An 18989-nucleotide genomic window follows, 5' to 3' on the forward strand; every position below is an offset into this window, starting at 1 on the left:
TCGGTTGTGCTAATGCTTCTTTGTGGTTCTAATGAAGGGAGTCAGCCCCGCTAACACCGCGGGCACCGCTAGACGCAATCCCGAGAGTTAGGAAGCCAATGAAGGCTCTGTACAAAGCCGGCGCACACGCCGGATTTGAGCTGGTGGACCGCCCCGAGCCGGAAACCGGCCCCGGGGACGTCAAGATCCGCGTGATGACCACCGGGATCTGCGGCACGGACCTTCATATCCAGTCCTGGGATGCCTGGGCCCAGGGCATGATCGAGGCACCCCTGATCGCCGGCCACGAGTTCTACGGCGAAGTAGTGGAAATCGGCGAGGACGTCCGCGACGTCAAGGTCGGCAACCGCGTCTCCGGCGAAGGGCACATCGTCTGCGGCATCTGCCGCAACTGCCGCGCCGGCCGCCGCCAGATGTGCATCCACACCGTCAGCGTGGGAGTCCAGCGGGACGGTGCCTTCGCCGAATTCGTGGTCATCCCCGAGACCAACGTCTGGGTCCACCAGGATCCGTCCGTCACTCCCGAACTCGGCGCCATCTTCGATCCCTTTGGCAACGCCGTCCACACCGCCCTGAGCTTCCCGCTCGTCGGCGAGGACGTACTGATCACCGGCGCCGGGCCCATCGGGCTCATGGCCATCGCCGTGGCCCGCCACGCCGGCGCCCGGAAAATTGCCATCACCGACGTCTCCGCGCCGCGCCTGGAACTGGCCCGCCGGCTCGGCGTGGACCTCGCCATCGACGTCTCGAAGATGCGCGTCAAGGACGCCCAGCGCGAACTGGGCATGCGCGAGGGTTTCGACATCGGCATGGAAATGTCCGGCCATCCCACCGCCCTGCCCGAGATGATCGACAACATGAACCACGGCGGCCGGATCGCCATGCTGGGCCTGCCGAGCCAGTCCATCGACATCGACTGGGGCAAGGTGGTCACGCATATGCTGACCATGAAGGGCATCTACGGCCGGGAAATGTTCGAGACGTGGTACGCGATGAGTGCCATGCTGTCCTCCAACCCGGTGCTGCACGCCAACATCTCGGCGGTGGTCACGGACACCCTGCCCGCCACGGACTGGGAGAAGGGCTTCGAGATTGCCCGCGCCGGCGTGGGCGGCAAGGTTGTCCTTGACTGGACCGTCTTCTAGCCCTTTTCCAGTACTGACCGGCACCAGAACAAAGAATTCACCCCAGCTGAGGAGCGCAACCCATGTATTCAGCCATCAAGGACCAGCTGCAGGACGAGCTGGATGAGATCCGCACCGCGGGCCTGTTCAAGACAGAGCGCCACATCGATTCGCCGCAGGCCAGCCACATCAGGGCCGGCCAGATCGGCGAGCAGGGGGCAGACGTGCTGAACTTCTGCGCCAACAACTACCTGGGACTTGCGGACCACCCGGACATCATCGCGGCCGCGAAGGCCGCCATGGACGAGCGCGGCTTCGGCATGGCAAGCGTGCGCTTCATCTGCGGCACCCAGGACCTGCACCTGGCACTGGAGGCACGGGTCTCCAAGTTCCTGGGCACGGAGGACACCATCCTCTTCTCCAGCTGCTTCGACGCCAACGGCGGCGTGTTCGAGTCCCTCTTCGGACCCGAGGACGCCGTCATCTCCGACGCCCTGAACCACGCGTCCATCATCGACGGCATCCGGCTCTGCAAGGCCCAGCGGTTCCGCTACGCCAACCGTGACATGGCGGACCTGGAAGCCAAACTGATTGAGGCCACCACGCAGGAGAAACCGGCCCGGCGCAAGATCATCGTGACGGACGGCGTGTTCTCCATGGACGGCTACCTGGCCCCGCTCGAGGCCATCTGCAACCTGGCCGAAAAATACGACGCCCTGGTGATGGTGGACGACTCGCACGCCGTAGGCTTCATGGGCTCCACCGGCGCAGGCACGCCCGAGCACGCCGGTGTCAGCCACCGTGTGGATATCTACACCGGCACGTTCGGCAAGGCGCTGGGCGGCGCCTCCGGCGGCTACGTCTCCGGCCGCGCCGAAGTGGTGGCCATGCTCCGCCAGAAAGCCCGTCCCTACCTGTTCTCCAACTCCCTCGCGCCGGCCATCGTGGCAGCCACGCTGAAGGCCCTGGACCTCGTGGAAAACTCCGCGGAGCTGCGCTCCACGCTGTTTGCCAACGCCGCGCTGTTCCGGACCCGGATGGCGGCCGAAGGATTCGAGCTCCTCGACGGCGAGCACGCGATCGTCCCGGTGATGTTCGGGGACGCCGTGATGGCCGCCAAGGTGGCCGACCGGATGCTCCGGCACGGCGTGTTCGTCACCGCGTTCAGCTACCCCGTGGTGCCCAAGGGAGCCGCCCGGATCCGGGTGCAGCTCTCCGCGGCGCACAGCAGCGAGGATGTCGAGGCGTGCGTCCGGGCCTTCGTCGAGAGCCGCGACGCGGTGGGCGCCTGAGGTACTGACGTGACGTCCTGACGGGTGCAAGGATGTAGTCATGTCAGCAAATTACGATGTGGTGATTGTGGGCGGCGGCATTGCCGGACTGTCCCTTGCCTCGGCCCTGGCCGGTAAATGCAGTGTGGCCCTCGTCGAGGCCGAACAGTCCCTGGCGTACCACACGTCAGCGCGCTCGGCCCGGCAACTGATCCCCAGTTACGGCCCGGTGGTGGTCCAGGAGCTCACCCTCCGCACGCTCGGGCTGATCGCGGCCCGGGATGCGGAGTTGCCCGAGCCCGTCCTGTCTCCGCGCAGCTTCATGCTGATCGGGGACGAAGACACCGTCCGGGAGGAAGCCAGCGGGCACATGCACCGGATCTCCCATGCCGAGGCCCTGGAGCTGTGCCCGGCGCTGGATCCCGGCTTCTTCACCGCGGCCGGCCTGGACACCGGCTCGTTCGCCTGCAATGCGCCCGTGCTGCTGGAAGACCACCGGCAGCGGGCCGAGGCGGGCGGAGTGGACATCATCACCGGCGCCAAGGTCCACTCGGCCCAGCGACTGGGGTCCAGCTGGGAGCTCGGGGCCGGCCAGGAAGGGTTCCAGGCCGGCGTCGTGGTCAACGCGGCCGGGGCCTGGGCAGATGAACTTGCCGTGATCAGCGGCGTGGAGAAGCTCGGCCTCCAGCCGTACCGCCGCACCGCCGCGATTGTCGACGTCGAGCATCCCTTGCCGGAGTCCTGCCCCATGGTGGCGGCGGCGGACGAATCGTTCTACTTCCGCAGGGAAGGCAACGACGTACTGATTTCGCCGTCGGAATCGGTGCCGAGCGGCCCCGAGGACGCGAAACCGTACCCCGGCGACGTCGAGGCGCTCGTGGCGCGGCTGAACGCGGTGACCACCCTGGGGATTCGGAGCGTCAAATCCGCGTGGACCGGCCTGCGCACGGAAGCTGCCGACGGCGTCCCCGTCGTGGGGTTCGACGCCGAAGCCACCGGATTCTTCTGGCTCGCCGGACAGGGCGGTTACGGCTTCCAGACGTCCTCCGGCATTGCGGAACTGGCTGCAGAGCTGATCCTGGCCGGGCCGTCCACCGGGCAGAGTGCCTGGGGCGGCGAGGCCGGGTTCAGTCCGGAATCCCGGACAGCGGCGGCCCTGGCTGCCACCCGCTGGTCCATCCGGCACTGAAGAATGGACCCATGAGCACCCTGATCACCAATATTGCCGAGCTGATGACCCAGGACGCGGAGCACCGCGTCCTCAAGGATGCCGCCGTGATGATCGAAGGGGAGCGCATCTCCTGGCTCGGTCCGGCCACGGCCGCCCCGGCCGCTGACGACTCCGTGGACGCCGGCGGCCGGGCGCTGCTCCCGGGCTGGGTGGATTCGCACACCCACCTGATCTTCGCCGGCGACAGGACCGCGGAGTTCGAGGCCCGGATGGCGGGCGAGAGCTACAGCGCCGGCGGCATCGCCGTGACGACGGACGCCACGCGGGGGACAAGCGACTTCGACCTCACCCGGCTTGCCCTGGGCCGCGTGGCCGAGGCAGTCTCCCAGGGAACCACCTACCTGGAAACCAAGACCGGTTACGGCCTGGATGTCGAGAATGAGGCGCGCAGCGCGCGCATCGCCTCCACCGTGGCTGACGAAGTGACCTACCTCGGCGCCCATCTTGTCCCGGCGGGCGCGGATGCCGGGGAATACACGGACCTGGTGTGCGGACCCATGCTGGCGGCGGTCCGGCCCTACGCCGCCTGGGCGGACGTGTTCTGCGAGCAGGGGGCGTTCAACGAGGAGCAGTCGCGCCGCGTGCTGCGGGCCTGCCGGGACGCAGGACTTGGACTGCGGGTCCACGGCAACCAGCTCGGCGAAGGGCCGGGCGTGCAGCTGGCCGTGGAGTTCGGTGCGGCGAGCGTGGACCACGTCAATTACCTGTCCGCCGCGGACGTGGACGCACTGGCAGGCAGCTGGTCCGGGTGGCAGGGCTCCGGAACGCGCGGCACCGTGGCCACGTGCCTGCCCGCCTGCGACCTGTCCACCCGCCAGCCGCTGGCACCGGGCCGCGAGCTGCTCGACGCCGGCGTGCCGGTAGCCCTGGCCTCCAACTGCAACCCAGGCACGTCCTACACAAGCTCCATGGCGTTCTGCGTCACCACCGCCGTGTTGCAGATGCGGCTCAGCGTCCACGAAGCCGTCCGCGCCGCTACGTACGGCGGCGCGCTTGCGCTGCACCGGGAGTCGGGGAACGACGTCGACGGCGAACGGGCGGTGGGTTCCATCGCCGTCGGCCACCGCGCGGACCTGCACCTGCTCAATGCCCCTTCCGCCACCCACCTGGCCTACCGGCCGGGCATCCCGCTGACCCACGCCGTCTGGCGGGCGGGAGTCCGCGCCCGCTGACCTCGCGGGAGCGGGGAAGGGCTAGAACACCATGGGAGGTGCATCCAGGACCGTCTCGTCCACGCGGCGGTCCTCCCATTGGCTGAACGGCATGTCCAGTTCATACTTGCCCACCTGCGTGCGCACCAGGGTCCGCACCTCGGCATTGTCCGGGTTGTTGAGGGACTCGAAATATTCCACGGACCAGTGGAACCAGCGCATGCAGAACAGGCGCATCGTGAGTCCGTGCGTCACGAAGAGCGCGTTGGGTGCGTAGTCCGGCCGTGCCCAGTGCCGGTGAAGCGTCTCCATGAAGGAGGAGATCCGGTCGTAGACGTCCGAGCCGGATTCGCCTTCCCGGAAGCGGTAGAAGAAGTGCCCGTACGCGTTCCGGAGTTCCTTCTGGTCCTCGATGTCCCCGGCGATCTGGAAGTTTGCCCAGTCCTGTTCACGAAGGCGGGGTTCCTCGATAACACGTTCAATGAGCGGGCCCAGGTTGAGCGCCTCGAGGGTCTGGTACGCCCTGAGGTAGGGCGAGACGTAAACACACACCTGCTGTCCGTCCAGCTGCCGGCGGATCCGCTCGCCGGCTGCCCGGGCCTGCGCCACGCCGAGCTCCGTCAGCGGTATCCGGTAATCCGGCACCCGGTTGTAGATGGAGGTGTCGAAATTGGCGGCGGACTGGCCGTGCCGGATCATGATGATTTTGTCGGGCGCACTCATAAATTCCTAGCATAGGCCCCGGCCCGCCCGGCTGGCGGAAGCGTCGTTCCATCAGCAAGGGCGGGCGTCCGGCGGCGGCGGACAGGAAAGAACCCGCAAGTGAAGGCAAGATAGGAACATGCTGGTTCCCTCCCGCCGTCGTCTGCGCATCGAAGTCTGGATTGTCCTGGGTCTGTCGCTGGGGCAGTCCGCCGTGTATTCCGTGGTGCAGTTGCTGGACAAGTTGACGCGCGCACCCCTGGCGGAGGGGACCTCCACCCTCAACCGCTCGCAGAGCAGCCGCGAATACTTCGACCTGACCTATCAACTCCTGGACATTGTGTTCGCCCTGGTGCCGGTGGTCCTGGTGATCTACTTCCTGACCGAGCACCGTCCGGCGGGGGAGTCCGGCGCCTCGGCCTTCCGTAAGCTGGGGTTCAATTTTGCCCGTCCCGGCAAGGACCTGCTGCAGGGGCTGGGCCTCGCGGCGCTGATCGGTATTCCGTCCCTGGGGCTCTATGCCGCCGGCCGGGCCCTGGGCATTACCACCGCCATCATCCCCAGCGCGCTGGACGCCTTCTGGTGGACCATTCCCGTACTGATCCTGTCTGCCGTGCGGCACGGGATCGTCGAGGAAGTCATTGTGGTGGGGTACCTGCTGGACCGGCTCGGAAAATTCGGATGGAGCGTTCCGCTGGCCATTTTCGCAAGTTCCATGCTCCGCGGCAGCTACCACCTCTACCAGGGCTTCGGCCCGTTCCTGGGCAACGCCGTCATGGGGGTGGTCTTCGCCTGGATCTACACCAGGACCCGCCGGGTGATGCCGCTGGTGATTGCCCACGCCCTGCTGGACATCGTGGCCTTCGTCGGCTTCAGCCTCTTCGGCAAGGCCATCGGGCTGGGTTAAGCCGGGTTGAATTGGGTTGAGCCGGGTTAAAAGGATTCGGCCGCTATCGGTGGGTGACGTCGTTGGCACCCGCTGATAGCGGCCGAAGTTTTTGGTGTGGCACCGTTCAGGGGCAACAGGCTGCCTGTGGTCCGGAGCGGACCACACGGTGGAACAGGATCAGATGATTACTGCCCCGGAGGCGGTTTCGAAGGTGACGGAAAGGATTCCCGGCGTCCCTTTCGGGGCGACCCATTCAACCGCGACATCCTCCAAGGGCTTCTCGACCGGCTGACCGAGCCATTCCGTGACGCGTTCGGCCGAGCCGGCGATGGTGAGGCTGGACATCTTGACGTTGCTTGGGTAGGCGTTGGACGGGTGAAGCTCCGGGTCGCCTTCCCACTTGAGCATGTAAGGCACCTGCGGGTCTGCGATGAGGCCCAGGATGCCGATCTGCTTCCAAACGAGCTCGCGGCCGTCGGGGAACTTGCGGTTGCCGTTGACAGCCGAGCGGCCAAGGCGTTCTTCGAACGGAGCCAGGTCGTCCACTTCGACGCACCAGCCCATCCAGCCGCCGCCCGCCGCGGAGCGGGCACGTACGGCCTGCCCGAATGGCGCCTTGTCGGATGCCGGGTGGTCCAGGACCTCCACGACCTCCAGGTATTTGTGCCCGGCGAGGGGGATAATCATGTTGCGGGTGCCAAAACGGGGGTGTACCCCGCCCTTCACGGCTTCGACGCCGAGGGCGGTTGCAATACGTTCGGTGGTGGCAGCCAGGCCATCTTGTTCACAGGCGTAAGAGACGTGATCCATGCGCATGCCATCATCTTGGCACTTTGTGATGGAGCTCTCAGCTAAGGGTGCCCTAACCGTGGTGGGATGTCATTGCGGTCCGGCCTGAGGGCCCGAAATAACGCGGCCGACGTCCTTCGTCACAAACCTGTTCACACGCATTCAGCCGTTCCTACACTGAGTCCGGGTCAGGACCGCCTGGCGGCACCGGCCCTGCCATGGCAGGTCCTGCCCCGGCACAGGTGCCCTCCACAGAAGGAGCTTCCCGTTGTCCAATGCATGGTCATTCGAAACCCGTCAGATCCACGCCGGCCAGGAGCCGGACAGCGCCACCGGTGCCAGGGCACTGCCCATCTACCAGACGACGTCGTTCGTGTTCCCGAGCGCTGAAAGCGCCGCCAACCGCTTCGCACTGGCCGAACTGGCACCCATCTACACCCGCATCGGCAACCCCACCCAGGACGCCGTGGAACAGCGCGTCGCCAGCCTGGAAGGTGGACTGGCCGCGCTGCTGCTCAGCTCGGGCCAGGCCGCGGAAACGTTTGCCATCCTCAACGTGGCTGAAGCCGGCGACCACGTGGTGGCCAGTCCCAGCCTTTACGGCGGCACCTACAACCTGCTGGCCCACACCCTGAAGAAGTTCGGCGTCACCGTGACGTTCGTCGAGGATCCGGACAACCTGCAGCAGTGGGAGGACGCCGTCCGGCCCAACACCAAGCTCTTCTTCGCCGAGGTGGTGTCCAACCCGCGCCAGGATGTCCTGGATATCGAAGGCGTGTCCGGCGTTGCCCACGCGGCAGGTGTCCCGCTGATCGTGGACAACACGTTGTCCACTCCCTACCTCATCCGCCCGTTGGAATGGGGCGCCGACATTGTGGTGCACTCGGCCACGAAGTACCTTGGCGGGCACGGCAGCGCCATCGCCGGCGTGATTGTGGACTCGGGGAACTTCGACTTCGGCAAGGACCCGGCGAAGTTCCCCGGCTTCAACACCCCGGACCCCACCTACAACGGCCTTGTCTACGCGCGGGATCTCGGGGCGGAGGGTGCCTTGGGCGCGAACCTGTCCTACATCCTCAAAGCCCGCGTCCAGCTGCTGCGCGACCTGGGGTCCGCGGTTTCACCGTTCAACGCCTTCCTCATCGCCCAGGGCCTGGAAACCCTGAGCCTGCGCGTTGAGCGGCACGTCGCCAATGCGGTGGGCGTCGCCGAGTGGCTGGAGTCCAGGGACGACGTCGAATCCGTCGCCTACGCGGGCCTGCCGTCCAGCCCCTGGTATGAGCGCGGCCGCAAGTACGGGCCCAAGGGCACCGGCGCGATCGTCTCGTTCAACATCGCCGGCGGCGCGGAGGCCGGCAAGCGGTTCGTGGACGCCCTGGAGCTCCACTCCCACGTGGCAAACATCGGCGACGTGCGCTCCCTGGTCATCCACCCGGCGTCGACCACGCACAGCCAGCTGACGGCGGAACAGCAGGCCGTGGCGGGCGTGACCCCCGGCCTGGTCCGCCTCTCGGTGGGGCTCGAACACATCGATGACATCATCGCCGACCTCGACGCCGGTTTCCGCGCCGCCAAGGGCGACTGACCGCACTGACTCCCGGCGTCGTCGACGCCGGGAGTCACATTGCTGTCACAATCTTCGCCATTGCGGCGACGCATTTCGTAGACTCTCTACAGGTCATGAGTGCCAGCGACAGCCCCGGCTTGCTGGCCGGCAACCCTCCTTCCGCGGCGGGGTGCCCCGGGTGAAGACCTGGCCTGCCGGCCAGTTGGCGGCAGGCAAGCGCGAAGAAGAGGTCCTCAGATGACGATTGCCGTCACCCGCAGCGGTGTACCCGGAACCAGCAGCCCCAACGAGCCGTTCACCGCCCCCGTCCCGGACGGTACCGTCAAGTTCCTGAGCGTCGGCGGACTCGACCTGGAAGCCGGCGGCCACCTCCCGGACGTCACACTCGCCTACGAAACGTGGGGAACGCTGAACCCGGACCGTTCCAACGCCGTGCTGGTGCAGCACGCCCTGACCGGCAGCACGCATGTCACCAGGGGTGCCAGCGACGAGGAAGGCTGGTGGGAGCAGCTGGCCGGCCCGGGCGCCCCGGTTGATACGGACAAGTATTTCGTGGTCTCCATCAACATCCTGGGCGGATGTTATGGCTCCACCGGCCCGTCGACCCCGGCCCCGGACGGGAAGCCGTGGGGTTCGCGCTTTCCCCTGGTGACCCTGCGCGACACCACGGCGGCCGAAGCCCGGCTGGCAGACGCACTGGGCATCGGAAGCTGGTACGCGGTACTGGGCGGCTCCCTCGGCGGAGCCCGCGCCCTGGAATGGGCCGTGACCTACCCTGACCGCGTCCGGCGCTGCGGCGTGATAGCCAGCGGCGCCAGCAGCACCGCCGAGCAGATCGCGTTCGCGCAGGCGCAGACCCTCGCCATCCGCCAGGACGCCAACTTCAACGACGGCGACTACTACGGCAGTCCGGAACCGGAGGCCGGCCTGGCCCTGGCGCGCAGGATTGCGCACATTACGTACCGCTCCGCCGACGAACTCGCAGCCCGGTTCGGCCGCAGCCCGCAAGGCGGCGAAGCCCCGCTCCAGGCAGTGTCGCTCGGGGAGCGCGGCCGCTACCAGGTGGAGAGCTACCTCGATTACCAGGGCACCAAGCTGGTGCGCCGCTTCGATGCCAACAGCTACATCGCCATCACCGAGGCCCTCATGAGCCACGATGTGGGCCGGGGACGCGGTCCGCTTACGGAAGCACTGGCGGAGGCCAAAGCTGAGTTCTTCATCGCCGCAGTGAACACGGACCGGCTGTACTTCCCTGCACAGTCCCACGAACTCGCGGCAGCGCTCCCCGGTGACGTCCCCGTCCACGTCATCGATGCGCCCATTGGCCATGACGGCTTCCTCACCGAGATCGGCCAGCTCAGCGCGCAGCTGAGGCAGAACTTCTTCGCATAGTCCGCCGGCGAAATGTGCGTTTTTGCAGAGCTGTTCTGCAGAAAATGGCGTTGAGCCTGCGGCAATGTGAGTCCATACTCTAGGGGACCGGCGCGCGTTGGTGGTGCACATCACACGCGGCCGCTACGGAATGGTCCACATGGTGTCGACGGAGACGCCGAAGGAGTTCACAATGAGCACGCACGACTCCGCCGCAAGGCGAGTAGATGAGACTGATGTCAAGGCTTCCGGGCTGAGGAAAGTAGTGACGGCCTCCATGGCCGGCACCGTCGTTGAATGGTATGAATTCTTCCTCTACGCTTCGGCGGCCACCCTGGTTTTCGGCAAGTTGTTTTTCCCCAATTCCGGTACGGAGCTGGACGGGATCATTGCCGCCTTCGTTACCTACGCTGTGGGCTTCGTGGCCCGTCCCATCGGTGGCATCGTGTTCGGCCACTTCGGCGACAAGTTCGGCCGCAAGCAGCTGCTCCAGCTCAGCATCATCCTGGTGGGTGTTTCCACGTTCCTGATGGGCTGCCTCCCCACCTTCCAGCAGATCGGCTACTGGGCCCCGGCACTGCTGGTGTTCCTGCGGTTCGTGCAGGGCTTCGCCGTCGGCGGTGAATGGGGCGGCGCCGTGCTGCTCGTGGCCGAGCACAGCCCCAGCAAGTCCCGCGGGTTCTGGTCCAGCTGGCCGCAATCAGCGGTGCCCATGGGCAACCTGCTCGCCACCGGCGTACTGTTCACGCTGTCCTCGACGCTGTCCTCGGCCGACTTCCTCAGCTGGGGCTGGCGGGTCGCATTCTGGCTCTCTGCTGTGATCGTGATCGTGGGCTACTACATCCGCACCAAGGTCCAGGACGCGCCGATCTTCCTCGAGGCACGCAAGGAAGTTGTGGTTGAGAACAAGGGCTACGGCGTTGCCGAGGTCTTCCGCCGCTACCCGCGCGGCGTCTTCACCGCCATGGGCCTGCGGTTCGCTGAGAACATCCTCTACTACCTCGTGGTCACGTTCTCCATCACCTACCTGAAGGTGGTAGTCCAGACCGACACGTCCAGGATCCTCCTGCTGCTCCTGGTGGCGCACTTCATCCACTTCTGCGCCGTTCCGATGGTCGGCAAGCTCTCGGACGCTTTCGGACGCAAGCCCGTTTACATGGCCGGCGCAGTCCTCGGCGGCACGTGGGGCTTCTTCGCCTTCCCGATGATGGACACCAAGAACGATCTGGTCATCCTGGCTGCCATCACCATCGGCCTCCTGTTCCACGCGCTGATGTATGCCGGCCAGCCTGCGATCATGGCTGAGATGTTCCCGACGCGGATGCGCTACTCCGGTGTGTCACTCGGATACCAGGTCACCTCGATCGTCGCCGGTTCACTGGCCCCGATCATCGCCACAGCGCTGCTGAGCAACTTCAAGTCCTCCGTTCCGGTGGCGATCTACCTGCTCGGTGCGTGCCTCGTCACCATGTTCGCGGTCTTCATGCTGAAGGAAACCCGCGGGATTTCGCTGCACGACGTGGATGCCGCGGATGCGCAGGGCACGGCGGACCTGCTGGCCGCATCCAAGGCAAACAGCCAAGAGATGCCGGCCAAGAAGTAGCGGCAAGGAAGGTGTCCATGCGAGCAGCAGTCCTCTATTCCACCGTCCCCGCGGGAACGAGCTACACCGAAGCCCGCCCGCTCGTGGTCCAGGAACTCGACCGGCCCGAACCCCGGGCCGGCGAGTTGGGAGTGGCCATCACCTACTCCAGCCTGTGCCACTCGGATCTTTCGGTGGTGGACGGCTCCAGGGTCCGGCCGCTGCCCATGGCGCTGGGACACGAGGCCGTGGGACGGGTCGTGGCAGTGGGGGAGGGCGTCCGGGACGTCTCGGCGGGGGACCACGTGGTGCTCGTCTTCGTTCCAAGCTGCGGCGACTGCCGGGCGTGCCGCTCCGGCCGCCCGGCCCTGTGCCACCGCGCCGCCGAGGTCAACGGCTCGGGGGACCTGCTGCACGGGGAAGCGCTGCTGCGGACGCCGTCGGGGGAGCGGATCAACCACCACCTCGGCGTCTCGGCCTTTGCCGACTACGCCGTGGTGGCGCGGGAGTCCGTGGTGGTGATCGGCGACGACGTCCCGGACACCGTCGCGGCCATGTTCGGTTGCGCCGTACTTACCGGAATGGGCGCCGTGCTGAACACGGCGGCGGTCACGTCGGGGCAGTCCGTGGCAGTCTTCGGGCTCGGCGCCGTCGGACTGTCCGCGGTGATGGCGGCGTCACTCGCGGGCGCCGCCGCCGTCATTGCCATCGACCCCAACGAAGATAAGCACCAGCTCGCCCTCGACTGCGGCGCCACGGCAGTGGGAAATCCCGACGACGCCGCCCGGCTGGTCGCCGAGGCAACCGGCGACGGTGTGGACGTTGCCGTCGAGGCGGTGGGATCCGCAGGGGTGATCGCCTCGTGCCTGGACCTCGTGACGCGGGGCGGCGCCGTCGTCTCTGTCGGTCTGCCCAAACCCTCTGCGGAACTGACGGTAAAGGCACTGCAGTTCGCCGGAGCCGGGAAGCGGCTCCTTGGGTCCTACATGGGGGATGCCGTTCCGGAGCGGGATATTCCGCTGTACCTTGACCACTGGCGGGCCGGGCGGCTTCCGGTGGAGCTGCTGCACACGGACACCCGGCCTCTGGCGGAAATCAATGAGGGCCTCGATGCCCTCGCCGCGGGCCGGGTGGTGCGCCGGCTGTTCCAGGCCTAGGACGAGGCCGGGCCTAGGATCGGGCGAGGCTAGTGTCAGTCGAGGCCAGTGTCAGGCCGCCAGGAGTTCCCGGCGGCCTGACACTTCCGCTTTAAGCGCCTCCACCACGGCAAGGACCGACGCCGAGCGCAGCGACTCCGGACGCGCCACCGCCCAGATGGGAAGCTGGCGCTGGAACAACTCGGGCAGCACGGGCACGAAGTCCGGATTGTCTGCCACCATGAAGTTCGGCAACAGGCCGATGCCCGCGCCGAGCCGGACCGCCTCCACCTGGGCGAAGATGCTGGTGGCCTGGAAGCTGAATTTCGGCGCGGGCAGCTGCGATGACCGGTGCCCGAGTTCCGCCACCTGCAGTGCTGACTCAACGTAGGAGACAAAGCCGTGATCCCGGACGTCGTCCAGGGCGGCGGGAAGTCCGCGGGCGCGGACATAGGCCGGACTGGCGTAAAGCCGCAGGAAGTAGTTGGTGAGGAAGATGGGCTGGGCGTTGGTGACCTCCATCCGGCCAACCACCACTTCCAGGTCCACGCCGGACCGGTTTTGGCTGGCCTTGCGGGTGGCACTGAGCATCTCGACGTTCAGCAGCGGATTCTCCTGCTGCAGGCGGACCAGTGCCGGGGTCACGAATTCCGCGCCGAATCCATCGGATGTGCTGATCCGGACCAGTCCGGACAGGGAATGTTCGCCGTTGCTGATGGTGCCGGCCAGGGAGCCGAGCGTCGACTCAATCGCCTCGGCGGCGGCAACGGCCTGGCTGCCCAGTTCGGTCAGTTCCCAACCGTGCGGGCTGCGCTCCAGCGTCCGTCCGCCGAGCTGCTTGTCCAGTGCCAGGATCCGGCGCGAGATGGTGGTATGCGTGGTGCCCAGCGTCTCGGCCACGGCGTTGAACCGGCCCAGCCTGGCCACTGTCAGCAGGATCAGCAGGTCATCGGGACTCGGCAGCCGGTTCAAATCCACTGGTTCTTTTCCATCGTTCAGCCTCCCGGTCAATGTGCATCCATGCACATGCGCTCTGTAGTTTTTCCCCTTGATTGCACTGTAACAGGGTGTGATCGTTGACACGGAACATCCAGCAATATCGGCTGGTACACGAAGCAAAGGAGCTTTCACCATGGCAGTAGTCGCTTGGATCGGTCTCGGAAACATGGGTGGGTCCATGTCGGCAAACCTGGCAAAGGCCGGCCATGACGTTCGCGGATTCGACCTCAACCCCGAGGCCGTGGCTGCTGCCGAAGCCGGCGGAGTGAAGCCGGTGGCGAGCATTGCCGCCGCGGTGGACGGCGCCGACGTCGTCTTCACCATGCTGCCGAAGGGCGAGCACGCCCGGGCCGTCTACCTGGGCGAGGACGGTGTTTTGGCCCATGCCGATACCCGCACGCTGCTGGTGGATTCCTCCACCATCGACATCGCGTCCGCGCAGGCACTGCACGACGCCGCCGCTGCCGCCGGCTTCCGCTTCGTGGACGCCCCGGTCTCGGGCGGCATGAGCGGGGCGAAGGCCGGAACCCTGACTTTCATGATCGGCGGGGAGGCAGGCGCCGTCGCGGACGCCACGGAATATATCCGTCCCATGGCGTCCAACATCATCCCCACCGGCGGCGCCACCACGGGGCAGGCGGCGAAGATCTGCAACAACCTGATGCTCTTCATCAATCTGGCCTCCACCGCCGAAGGCGCAGTGCTCGCCGAGCGCCTGGGCCTGGACAAGCAGGTCTTCTGGGACATCGCCTCGGTGTCGTCGGGGGACAGTTGGGCGCTGCGGACCTGGTACCCGGTGGGCGGGGTCGTTCCCACCGCTGCCTCCAACAACGACTTCGCCCCCACGTTCACCACCGAGCTCGCCAACAAGGACATCGGACTGGCCATCAGTGCCGCCCGCGACACCGGCACTCCACTGGAAATCGGCGAGCACGTGCAGACCCTCTTCCAGCGCCTCATCGACTCCGGGCAGTCCGGGAAGGACTGCTCGATGATCATCAAGCTCGTCGACGGCTCGCTCGAAGCCTCCAACTAACCGCAGCCGTTTTCACGAAAAGGACTTTCCCATGGAACGCATCCCGCACTTCATCAACGGCGCCCGGATCAGCGACGCCGACCGTTTCGGCCCCGTCTTCAACCCCGCCACCGGCGCGCAGGACAAAGAGGTGGCGCTTGCCTCGGCCTCGCGCGTGGAGGAAGCCATCGCCGCAGCCCAGGCCGCCCTGCCTGGCTGGCGGGCCACCAGCCTGGCCAAGCGCACCAACATCTTCTTCCGCGTGCGGGAACTCCTGACCCAGCGCAAGTCCGAGCTGGCGGCCATCCTGACCAGCGAGCACGGCAAGGTGCTTTCCGACGCTGAAGGCGAGATCTCCCGTGGCCTCGAAAACATCGAGTTCGCCACCGGGCTCGCGCACATGCTCAAGGGTGAACGCTCGGAGCAGGTTTCCAGCGGCGTGGACGTGCACTCGGTGCGCCAGCCGGTGGGCGTGGTCGCGTGCATCACACCGTTCAACTTTCCGGCCATGGTGCCGCTGTGGATGATCGGCAGCGCACTGGCCTGCGGCAACACCGTCCTCCTGAAGCCCAGCGAGAAGGACCCGTCGTCGGCCGTTTTCATCGCTGAGGTCTTCGCGGAGGCGGGCCTGCCGGCGGGCGTTCTCAACGTGGTCCACGGCGACAAGGAGGCTGTGGACGTCCTGCTGGAACACCCCGGCGTCAAGGCTGTCAGCTTCGTGGGCTCCACCCCGATCGCGCAGTCCATCTACAAGCGGGCGGCCGACCACGGCAAGCGCGTCCAGGCGCTGGGCGGTGCCAAGAACCACATGGTGGTCCTGCCGGACGCGGACCTGGACATGGCGGCCGATGCCGCCGTGTCGGCCGCCTACGGCTCTGCCGGGGAACGGTGCATGGCCGTCTCCGTGCTGGTGGCGGTGGGCAATATTGCGGACGACCTGGTCAAGGCCATTTCCACGCGCATGGCAGACCTCAAGATCGGTCCGGGAACGGACCCTGCCTCGCAGATGGGACCCCTGATCACCAAGGAACACCGGGACAGGGTTGCCTCCTACGTGGCCGGCGCAGCGGACGAGGGTGCCACGGTTGTGGTGGACGGCCGCGAGCACGAATTCGACTCGGACGGCTTCTTCATCGGGGTCAGCCTGGTGGATCACGTGAAGCCGGGCATGAAGGTGTACGACGACGAAATCTTCGGTCCCGTGCTGTCGGTGGTCCGGGCGGACAGCTACAGCGACGCCGTCAAGCTGGTGAACGACAATGAGTTCGGCAACGGCGTGGCCATCTTCACGCGCGACGGCGGCGCGGCGCGCCAGTTCGAGTTCGACGTCGAGGCCGGCATGGTGGGCGTCAACGTGCCCATCCCGGTTCCGGTGGGGACGTTCTCGTTCGGCGGCTGGAAGAACTCGCTGTTCGGGGACACCCACATGTACGGACCGGACAGCATCCGCTTCTACACCCGCGGCAAGGTCGTCACCACCCGCTGGCCGGACCCGTCCACTTCGGTGATCGACCTCGGCTTCCCGCAGGTGGACTAGCGTGTGTCTCTTAAATCAGGTGTTCGCTGGATGGAGCCGTGGCTGCCTATCGAAGTAACAACCGCGGCTACCGCGGCGGCCATGGCGGGGACGTAGAACCAGCCGATGCTTGCGGAGCCGATGACTACGAAGACAACAAGAACGACAGTCGTCGCGACCGATACTGGAGTCCGCGTGCGTCCTCTTGTCAGGAGAGGTAGCGCGGTCAGGGCCACGGGGATGAGCAACGGCACGAAGATGGATGGCCCTACTGTTTCAACCAGGGTCGGATGGCTAACCTGCTCTTGCCCGCCAGACGTTAGTTTTACCTGGGTGTACATGGGAACCAGTAAGAGAACCAAGGAAGCCACTATCGCGAGTGAGAGAGCAAGAACCTGGCGAACATTCTTAGAATCCAGATGACGTTTCATATGACTCTCCAGCTGTAGCTGTATAGGTCAACGAAAGCACCGTTGGGGTGATTCCACTAGAGGACAGTACGCCAATAAGGAGACATGCCCTAGCTGGTCAGCCAAGGACCGACGCAGGGCAGACTTCCCCGGGGCACTAAATTGTCGGTGGTCACTGCCAGACTTCAGTCATGGAAGGCAACTGGGGGTCGGGAGAGGCTCCGGACGAGACTGGCCGCGGGATCACGGTCAGGGACCTCATAGGTCTCTTGGCCGCGATCCGCCCCTGCAACGACAGCGCCGCCCTGATTGACCAGCTACGGGATCTGGAAGAGCTGAAGTCGGCCGCTGCCGCGATGCAGGCCCGCGACTCGGTCGCGTTCGATGTCCGGCAGCGCTGCGCCCAGACTGAGGCCGGGCTTCCGGCAGATGAACTCGGCAAAGGCGTCGCCGCCCAGATCGCTTTGGCCCGTGGTGAATCGCCCGCCCGCGGCGGACGCTTGCTCGGCATGGCGAAAGCCCTTGTAACGGAGATGCCCCACACCCTGGCGGCCCTCCGGACGGGGCAGCTCAATGAGTGGCGCGCCACCCTGCTGGTGAAGGAAACCGCCTGCCTGTCTGCGGCGGACCGGTGCGCCGTTGATGAACAGCTCGCCGCAGACACCGGCACCCTGGCAGGCGCCGGGGACCGGACCATTATCGCGGCAGCCCGGACAGCGGCCTATCGGCTGGACCCTCACTCCGTGGTCAACCGTGCCCGCAACGCCGTTTCCGACCGGCACGTGAGACTTCGTCCGGCTCCGGACACCATGTGCTATTTGACCGCACTGCTCCCGGTTACTGTCGGCGTAGCCGTCCACGCTGCGCTCACGCGGCAGGCGGACGCCCTGCGCTCGGGCGGAGACACCCGCTCCCGCGGACAGATCATGGCCGATGACCTCGTCGACCGGATCACGGGCACCTCCGGGGGGATCGGCGGCATCGAGATCCAGCTCGTGATGACCGATCGCACTCTGTTCCAAGGGGACAGCGAACCTGCGCGCTTGGCCGGGTACGGAGTCGTCCCTGCAGGCTGGGCCAGGGCCGCGGTTGCAGGGTTGCAGCAAGATGGGGGCGGCGGCCAGTGTGACGCGGCGTTGACTACCTGGCTGCGCAGGCTCTATACCGCCCCGGGGACGGGGGAGCTGGTGGCGATGGATTCCCGTGCCAGGCTCTTCCCGGACGGGCTGCGCCGTTTCATCCAAGCCCGGGATGACACATGCCGCACGCCCTACTGCGATGCGCCGATCCGCCACCACGACCACATTGTTGCGTGGCACCACGGCGGACCCACCAGCCACAGCAACGGCAGCGGGCCCTGCGAATCCTGTAACTACGCCAAAGAATCTCCCGGTTGGCATGCCGAACCAAGGCCTGGGCCACGGCACACCCTGCAGGTCCAGACTCCGACCGGGCACTCGTACCGGTCGACCGCCCCGCCGCTGCCCGGGACATCATCACCCGGCACGCCAGTGCCGCTGAGCCGTCGCCAGAGACGCGAACTTCTGCACCGCGCGAAGATCCTGAAACGCACGCGCCTCAGCCCACTGGCAGCCTGAAGAAACGGCCCAGCATGAGGAGTCGGTGCGACGGCTGCTATGCGACGGCGACTAACCGTTCATGATCTCGTCACGCCGGGCCATGTATTCCTCCATGGCGATTTCGCCGTTGCTGTACTGCTGGTCGAGCTCGGCCAGTTTCCGCGCGCGGAAACCCTGGGGGGCCGACGGCGGCGGCGGAGTTGCCGGGGCGGACGGCTGCTGCGGTTCCTGGCGTGACTGGTTGGCCGGATACTCAGGGCTGTCCTCGTAAGGGACCTGCCCGGGGCCGCCCGGAGCCGGGTAGCCCGGGTTCTGGTAGCCCGGGTTCGGGTAGCCCTGATTCGGGTAGCCGGGGGCCGGGAATCGGGGGTCCTGATACGGCTGGTCGAGCGGAGGCTGCTGCCGGCCGCCGAGTTGCCGGAAGCCGCCGCCGAAGTAATCCTGCTGGGTGTAACCGTCACGCGGCTGGTTATTCGGGCGCCCCGGCTGCTGCCCGGGAAACTGACCCGGGAACTGGCCGGGATACTGGCCGTTGAAGTCCTGGTTCTGGTTCCTGCCCACGCGCTTCCGGTACATGCGCATGGCGAAGGGAATCAGGAACGACAGGACGATGATCCAGAAGAACACGTTGTTCACGGGGGAGGGCCTCTCAGAAG

General features: G+C 66.4%; 16 protein-coding genes and 1 riboswitch. Of the genes, 12 read left to right on the plus strand and 4 right to left on the minus strand.

What is annotated here, in order from left to right:
• Positions 1-98 precede the first annotated feature (98 nt).
• The 4 genes from tdh (at position 99) to hutI (ending at position 4798) form a co-directional block, all read left to right on the plus strand.
• Entirely contained in the window at positions 99-1145 is a 1047-nt protein-coding gene (gene tdh, locus RW112_RS16835; protein ID WP_317782858.1) for an L-threonine 3-dehydrogenase, read from the plus strand.
• 62 nt (positions 1146-1207) lie between these two features.
• Positions 1208-2416 (plus strand): glycine C-acetyltransferase, encoded by a 1209-nt coding sequence (locus RW112_RS16840; RefSeq protein ID WP_317782859.1) that lies wholly within the window; start codon positions 1208-1210, stop codon positions 2414-2416.
• 40 nt (positions 2417-2456) lie between these two features.
• A complete protein-coding gene (locus RW112_RS16845; protein ID WP_317782860.1) occupies positions 2457-3584 on the plus strand; it encodes an FAD-dependent oxidoreductase in 1128 nt (375 codons plus the stop codon).
• Positions 3585-3595: 11 nt separating this feature from the next.
• Complete coding sequence (hutI, locus tag RW112_RS16850) at positions 3596-4798, plus strand: imidazolonepropionase (protein WP_317782861.1); 1203 nt, start codon at positions 3596-3598, stop codon at positions 4796-4798.
• A 21-nt stretch (positions 4799-4819) separates the two neighbouring features.
• Here the strand turns inward: hutI and RW112_RS16855 are convergent, their stop codons facing one another.
• Positions 4820-5500: a histidine phosphatase family protein gene (locus tag RW112_RS16855; protein WP_317782862.1), complete on the minus strand. Its 681-nt coding sequence runs from the start codon at positions 5498-5500 to the stop codon at positions 4820-4822.
• A gap of 118 nt (positions 5501-5618) precedes the next feature.
• Here RW112_RS16855 and RW112_RS16860 point away from each other — a divergent pair, with 118 nt between their 5' ends.
• Positions 5619-6386: a CPBP family intramembrane glutamic endopeptidase gene (locus RW112_RS16860; protein WP_317782863.1), complete on the plus strand. Its 768-nt coding sequence runs from the start codon at positions 5619-5621 to the stop codon at positions 6384-6386.
• 159 nt (positions 6387-6545) lie between these two features.
• Here RW112_RS16860 and RW112_RS16865 read toward each other — a convergent pair whose 3' ends face one another.
• Complete coding sequence (locus tag RW112_RS16865) at positions 6546-7184, minus strand: VOC family protein (protein ID WP_305940301.1); 639 nt, start codon at positions 7182-7184, stop codon at positions 6546-6548.
• Between the two features lie 241 nt (positions 7185-7425).
• Here RW112_RS16865 and RW112_RS16870 point away from each other — a divergent pair, with 241 nt between their 5' ends.
• From RW112_RS16870 to RW112_RS16885, 4 genes are all read left to right on the plus strand, one after another.
• Positions 7426-8742, plus strand: coding sequence for a bifunctional o-acetylhomoserine/o-acetylserine sulfhydrylase (locus tag RW112_RS16870; RefSeq protein ID WP_317782864.1), 1317 nt, complete (start codon positions 7426-7428; stop codon positions 8740-8742).
• A 91-nt stretch (positions 8743-8833) separates the two neighbouring features.
• Positions 8834-8949: riboswitch (SAM riboswitch) on the plus strand.
• Between the two features lie 12 nt (positions 8950-8961).
• Entirely contained in the window at positions 8962-10116 is a 1155-nt protein-coding gene (gene metX / locus RW112_RS16875) for a homoserine O-acetyltransferase MetX (protein WP_305940303.1), read from the plus strand.
• A gap of 172 nt (positions 10117-10288) precedes the next feature.
• The gene (locus RW112_RS16880) at positions 10289-11698 is read left to right on the plus strand and encodes an MFS transporter (RefSeq protein ID WP_317782865.1); all 1410 of its coding nucleotides are present in this window, start codon (positions 10289-10291) and stop codon (positions 11696-11698) included.
• Between the two features lie 17 nt (positions 11699-11715).
• Positions 11716-12834, plus strand: a complete 1119-nt coding sequence (locus tag RW112_RS16885) for a zinc-dependent alcohol dehydrogenase family protein (protein ID WP_317782866.1) — start codon at positions 11716-11718, stop codon at positions 12832-12834.
• A gap of 51 nt (positions 12835-12885) precedes the next feature.
• On the opposite strand, the gene RW112_RS16890 is transcribed toward RW112_RS16885, so the two are convergent.
• Positions 12886-13785 carry a LysR family transcriptional regulator gene (locus RW112_RS16890; RefSeq protein ID WP_317782950.1) on the minus strand — a complete coding sequence of 300 codons (900 nt, stop codon included), beginning with the start codon at positions 13783-13785 and terminating at the stop codon, positions 12886-12888.
• 160 nt (positions 13786-13945) lie between these two features.
• On the opposite strand from RW112_RS16890, the gene mmsB reads away from it, so the two are divergent.
• The 3 genes from mmsB to RW112_RS16905 all read left to right on the plus strand — a co-directional run bounded on the left by mmsB (position 13946) and on the right by RW112_RS16905 (position 18351).
• On the plus strand, positions 13946-14848 hold the full coding sequence (gene mmsB / locus RW112_RS16895) for a 3-hydroxyisobutyrate dehydrogenase (protein WP_317782867.1): 903 nt from the start codon (positions 13946-13948) through the stop codon (positions 14846-14848).
• A gap of 31 nt (positions 14849-14879) precedes the next feature.
• Positions 14880-16364, plus strand: a complete 1485-nt coding sequence (locus tag RW112_RS16900; protein WP_317782868.1) for a CoA-acylating methylmalonate-semialdehyde dehydrogenase — start codon at positions 14880-14882, stop codon at positions 16362-16364.
• A 580-nt stretch (positions 16365-16944) separates the two neighbouring features.
• Complete coding sequence (locus RW112_RS16905; RefSeq protein ID WP_317782869.1) at positions 16945-18351, plus strand: HNH endonuclease; 1407 nt, start codon at positions 16945-16947, stop codon at positions 18349-18351.
• A gap of 51 nt (positions 18352-18402) precedes the next feature.
• Here the strand turns inward: RW112_RS16905 and RW112_RS16910 are convergent, their stop codons facing one another.
• On the minus strand, positions 18403-18969 hold the full coding sequence (locus RW112_RS16910; protein WP_317782870.1) for a hypothetical protein: 567 nt from the start codon (positions 18967-18969) through the stop codon (positions 18403-18405).
• Positions 18970-18989 lie beyond the last annotated feature (20 nt).

Source organism: Arthrobacter sp. B10-11, from assembly GCF_033142195.1.
Classification (GTDB): Bacteria; Actinomycetota; Actinomycetes; order Actinomycetales; family Micrococcaceae; genus Arthrobacter; species Arthrobacter oryzae_C.

Bases quoted from the DNA above. Each gene is read 5' to 3' on its own strand.
- RW112_RS16880 (WP_317782865.1), top strand. From the start codon at position 10,289: ATGAGCACGCACGACTCCGCCGCAAGGCGAGTAGATGAGACTGATGTC.
- RW112_RS16900 (WP_317782868.1), top strand. From the start codon at position 14,880: ATGGAACGCATCCCGCACTTCATCAACGGCGCCCGGATCAGCGACGCC.
- RW112_RS16860 (WP_317782863.1), top strand. From the start codon at position 5,619: ATGCTGGTTCCCTCCCGCCGTCGTCTGCGCATCGAAGTCTGGATTGTC.
- hutI (WP_317782861.1), top strand. From the start codon at position 3,596: ATGAGCACCCTGATCACCAATATTGCCGAGCTGATGACCCAGGACGCG.
- tdh (WP_317782858.1), top strand. From the start codon at position 99: ATGAAGGCTCTGTACAAAGCCGGCGCACACGCCGGATTTGAGCTGGTG.
- mmsB (WP_317782867.1), top strand. From the start codon at position 13,946: ATGGCAGTAGTCGCTTGGATCGGTCTCGGAAACATGGGTGGGTCCATG.
- RW112_RS16855 (WP_317782862.1), bottom strand. From the start codon at position 5,500: ATGAGTGCGCCCGACAAAATCATCATGATCCGGCACGGCCAGTCCGCC.
- RW112_RS16905 (WP_317782869.1), top strand. From the start codon at position 16,945: ATGGAAGGCAACTGGGGGTCGGGAGAGGCTCCGGACGAGACTGGCCGC.
- RW112_RS16845 (WP_317782860.1), top strand. From the start codon at position 2,457: ATGTCAGCAAATTACGATGTGGTGATTGTGGGCGGCGGCATTGCCGGA.
- metX (WP_305940303.1), top strand. From the start codon at position 8,962: ATGACGATTGCCGTCACCCGCAGCGGTGTACCCGGAACCAGCAGCCCC.
- RW112_RS16840 (WP_317782859.1), top strand. From the start codon at position 1,208: ATGTATTCAGCCATCAAGGACCAGCTGCAGGACGAGCTGGATGAGATC.
- RW112_RS16885 (WP_317782866.1), top strand. From the start codon at position 11,716: ATGCGAGCAGCAGTCCTCTATTCCACCGTCCCCGCGGGAACGAGCTAC.
- RW112_RS16865 (WP_305940301.1), bottom strand. From the start codon at position 7,184: ATGCGCATGGATCACGTCTCTTACGCCTGTGAACAAGATGGCCTGGCT.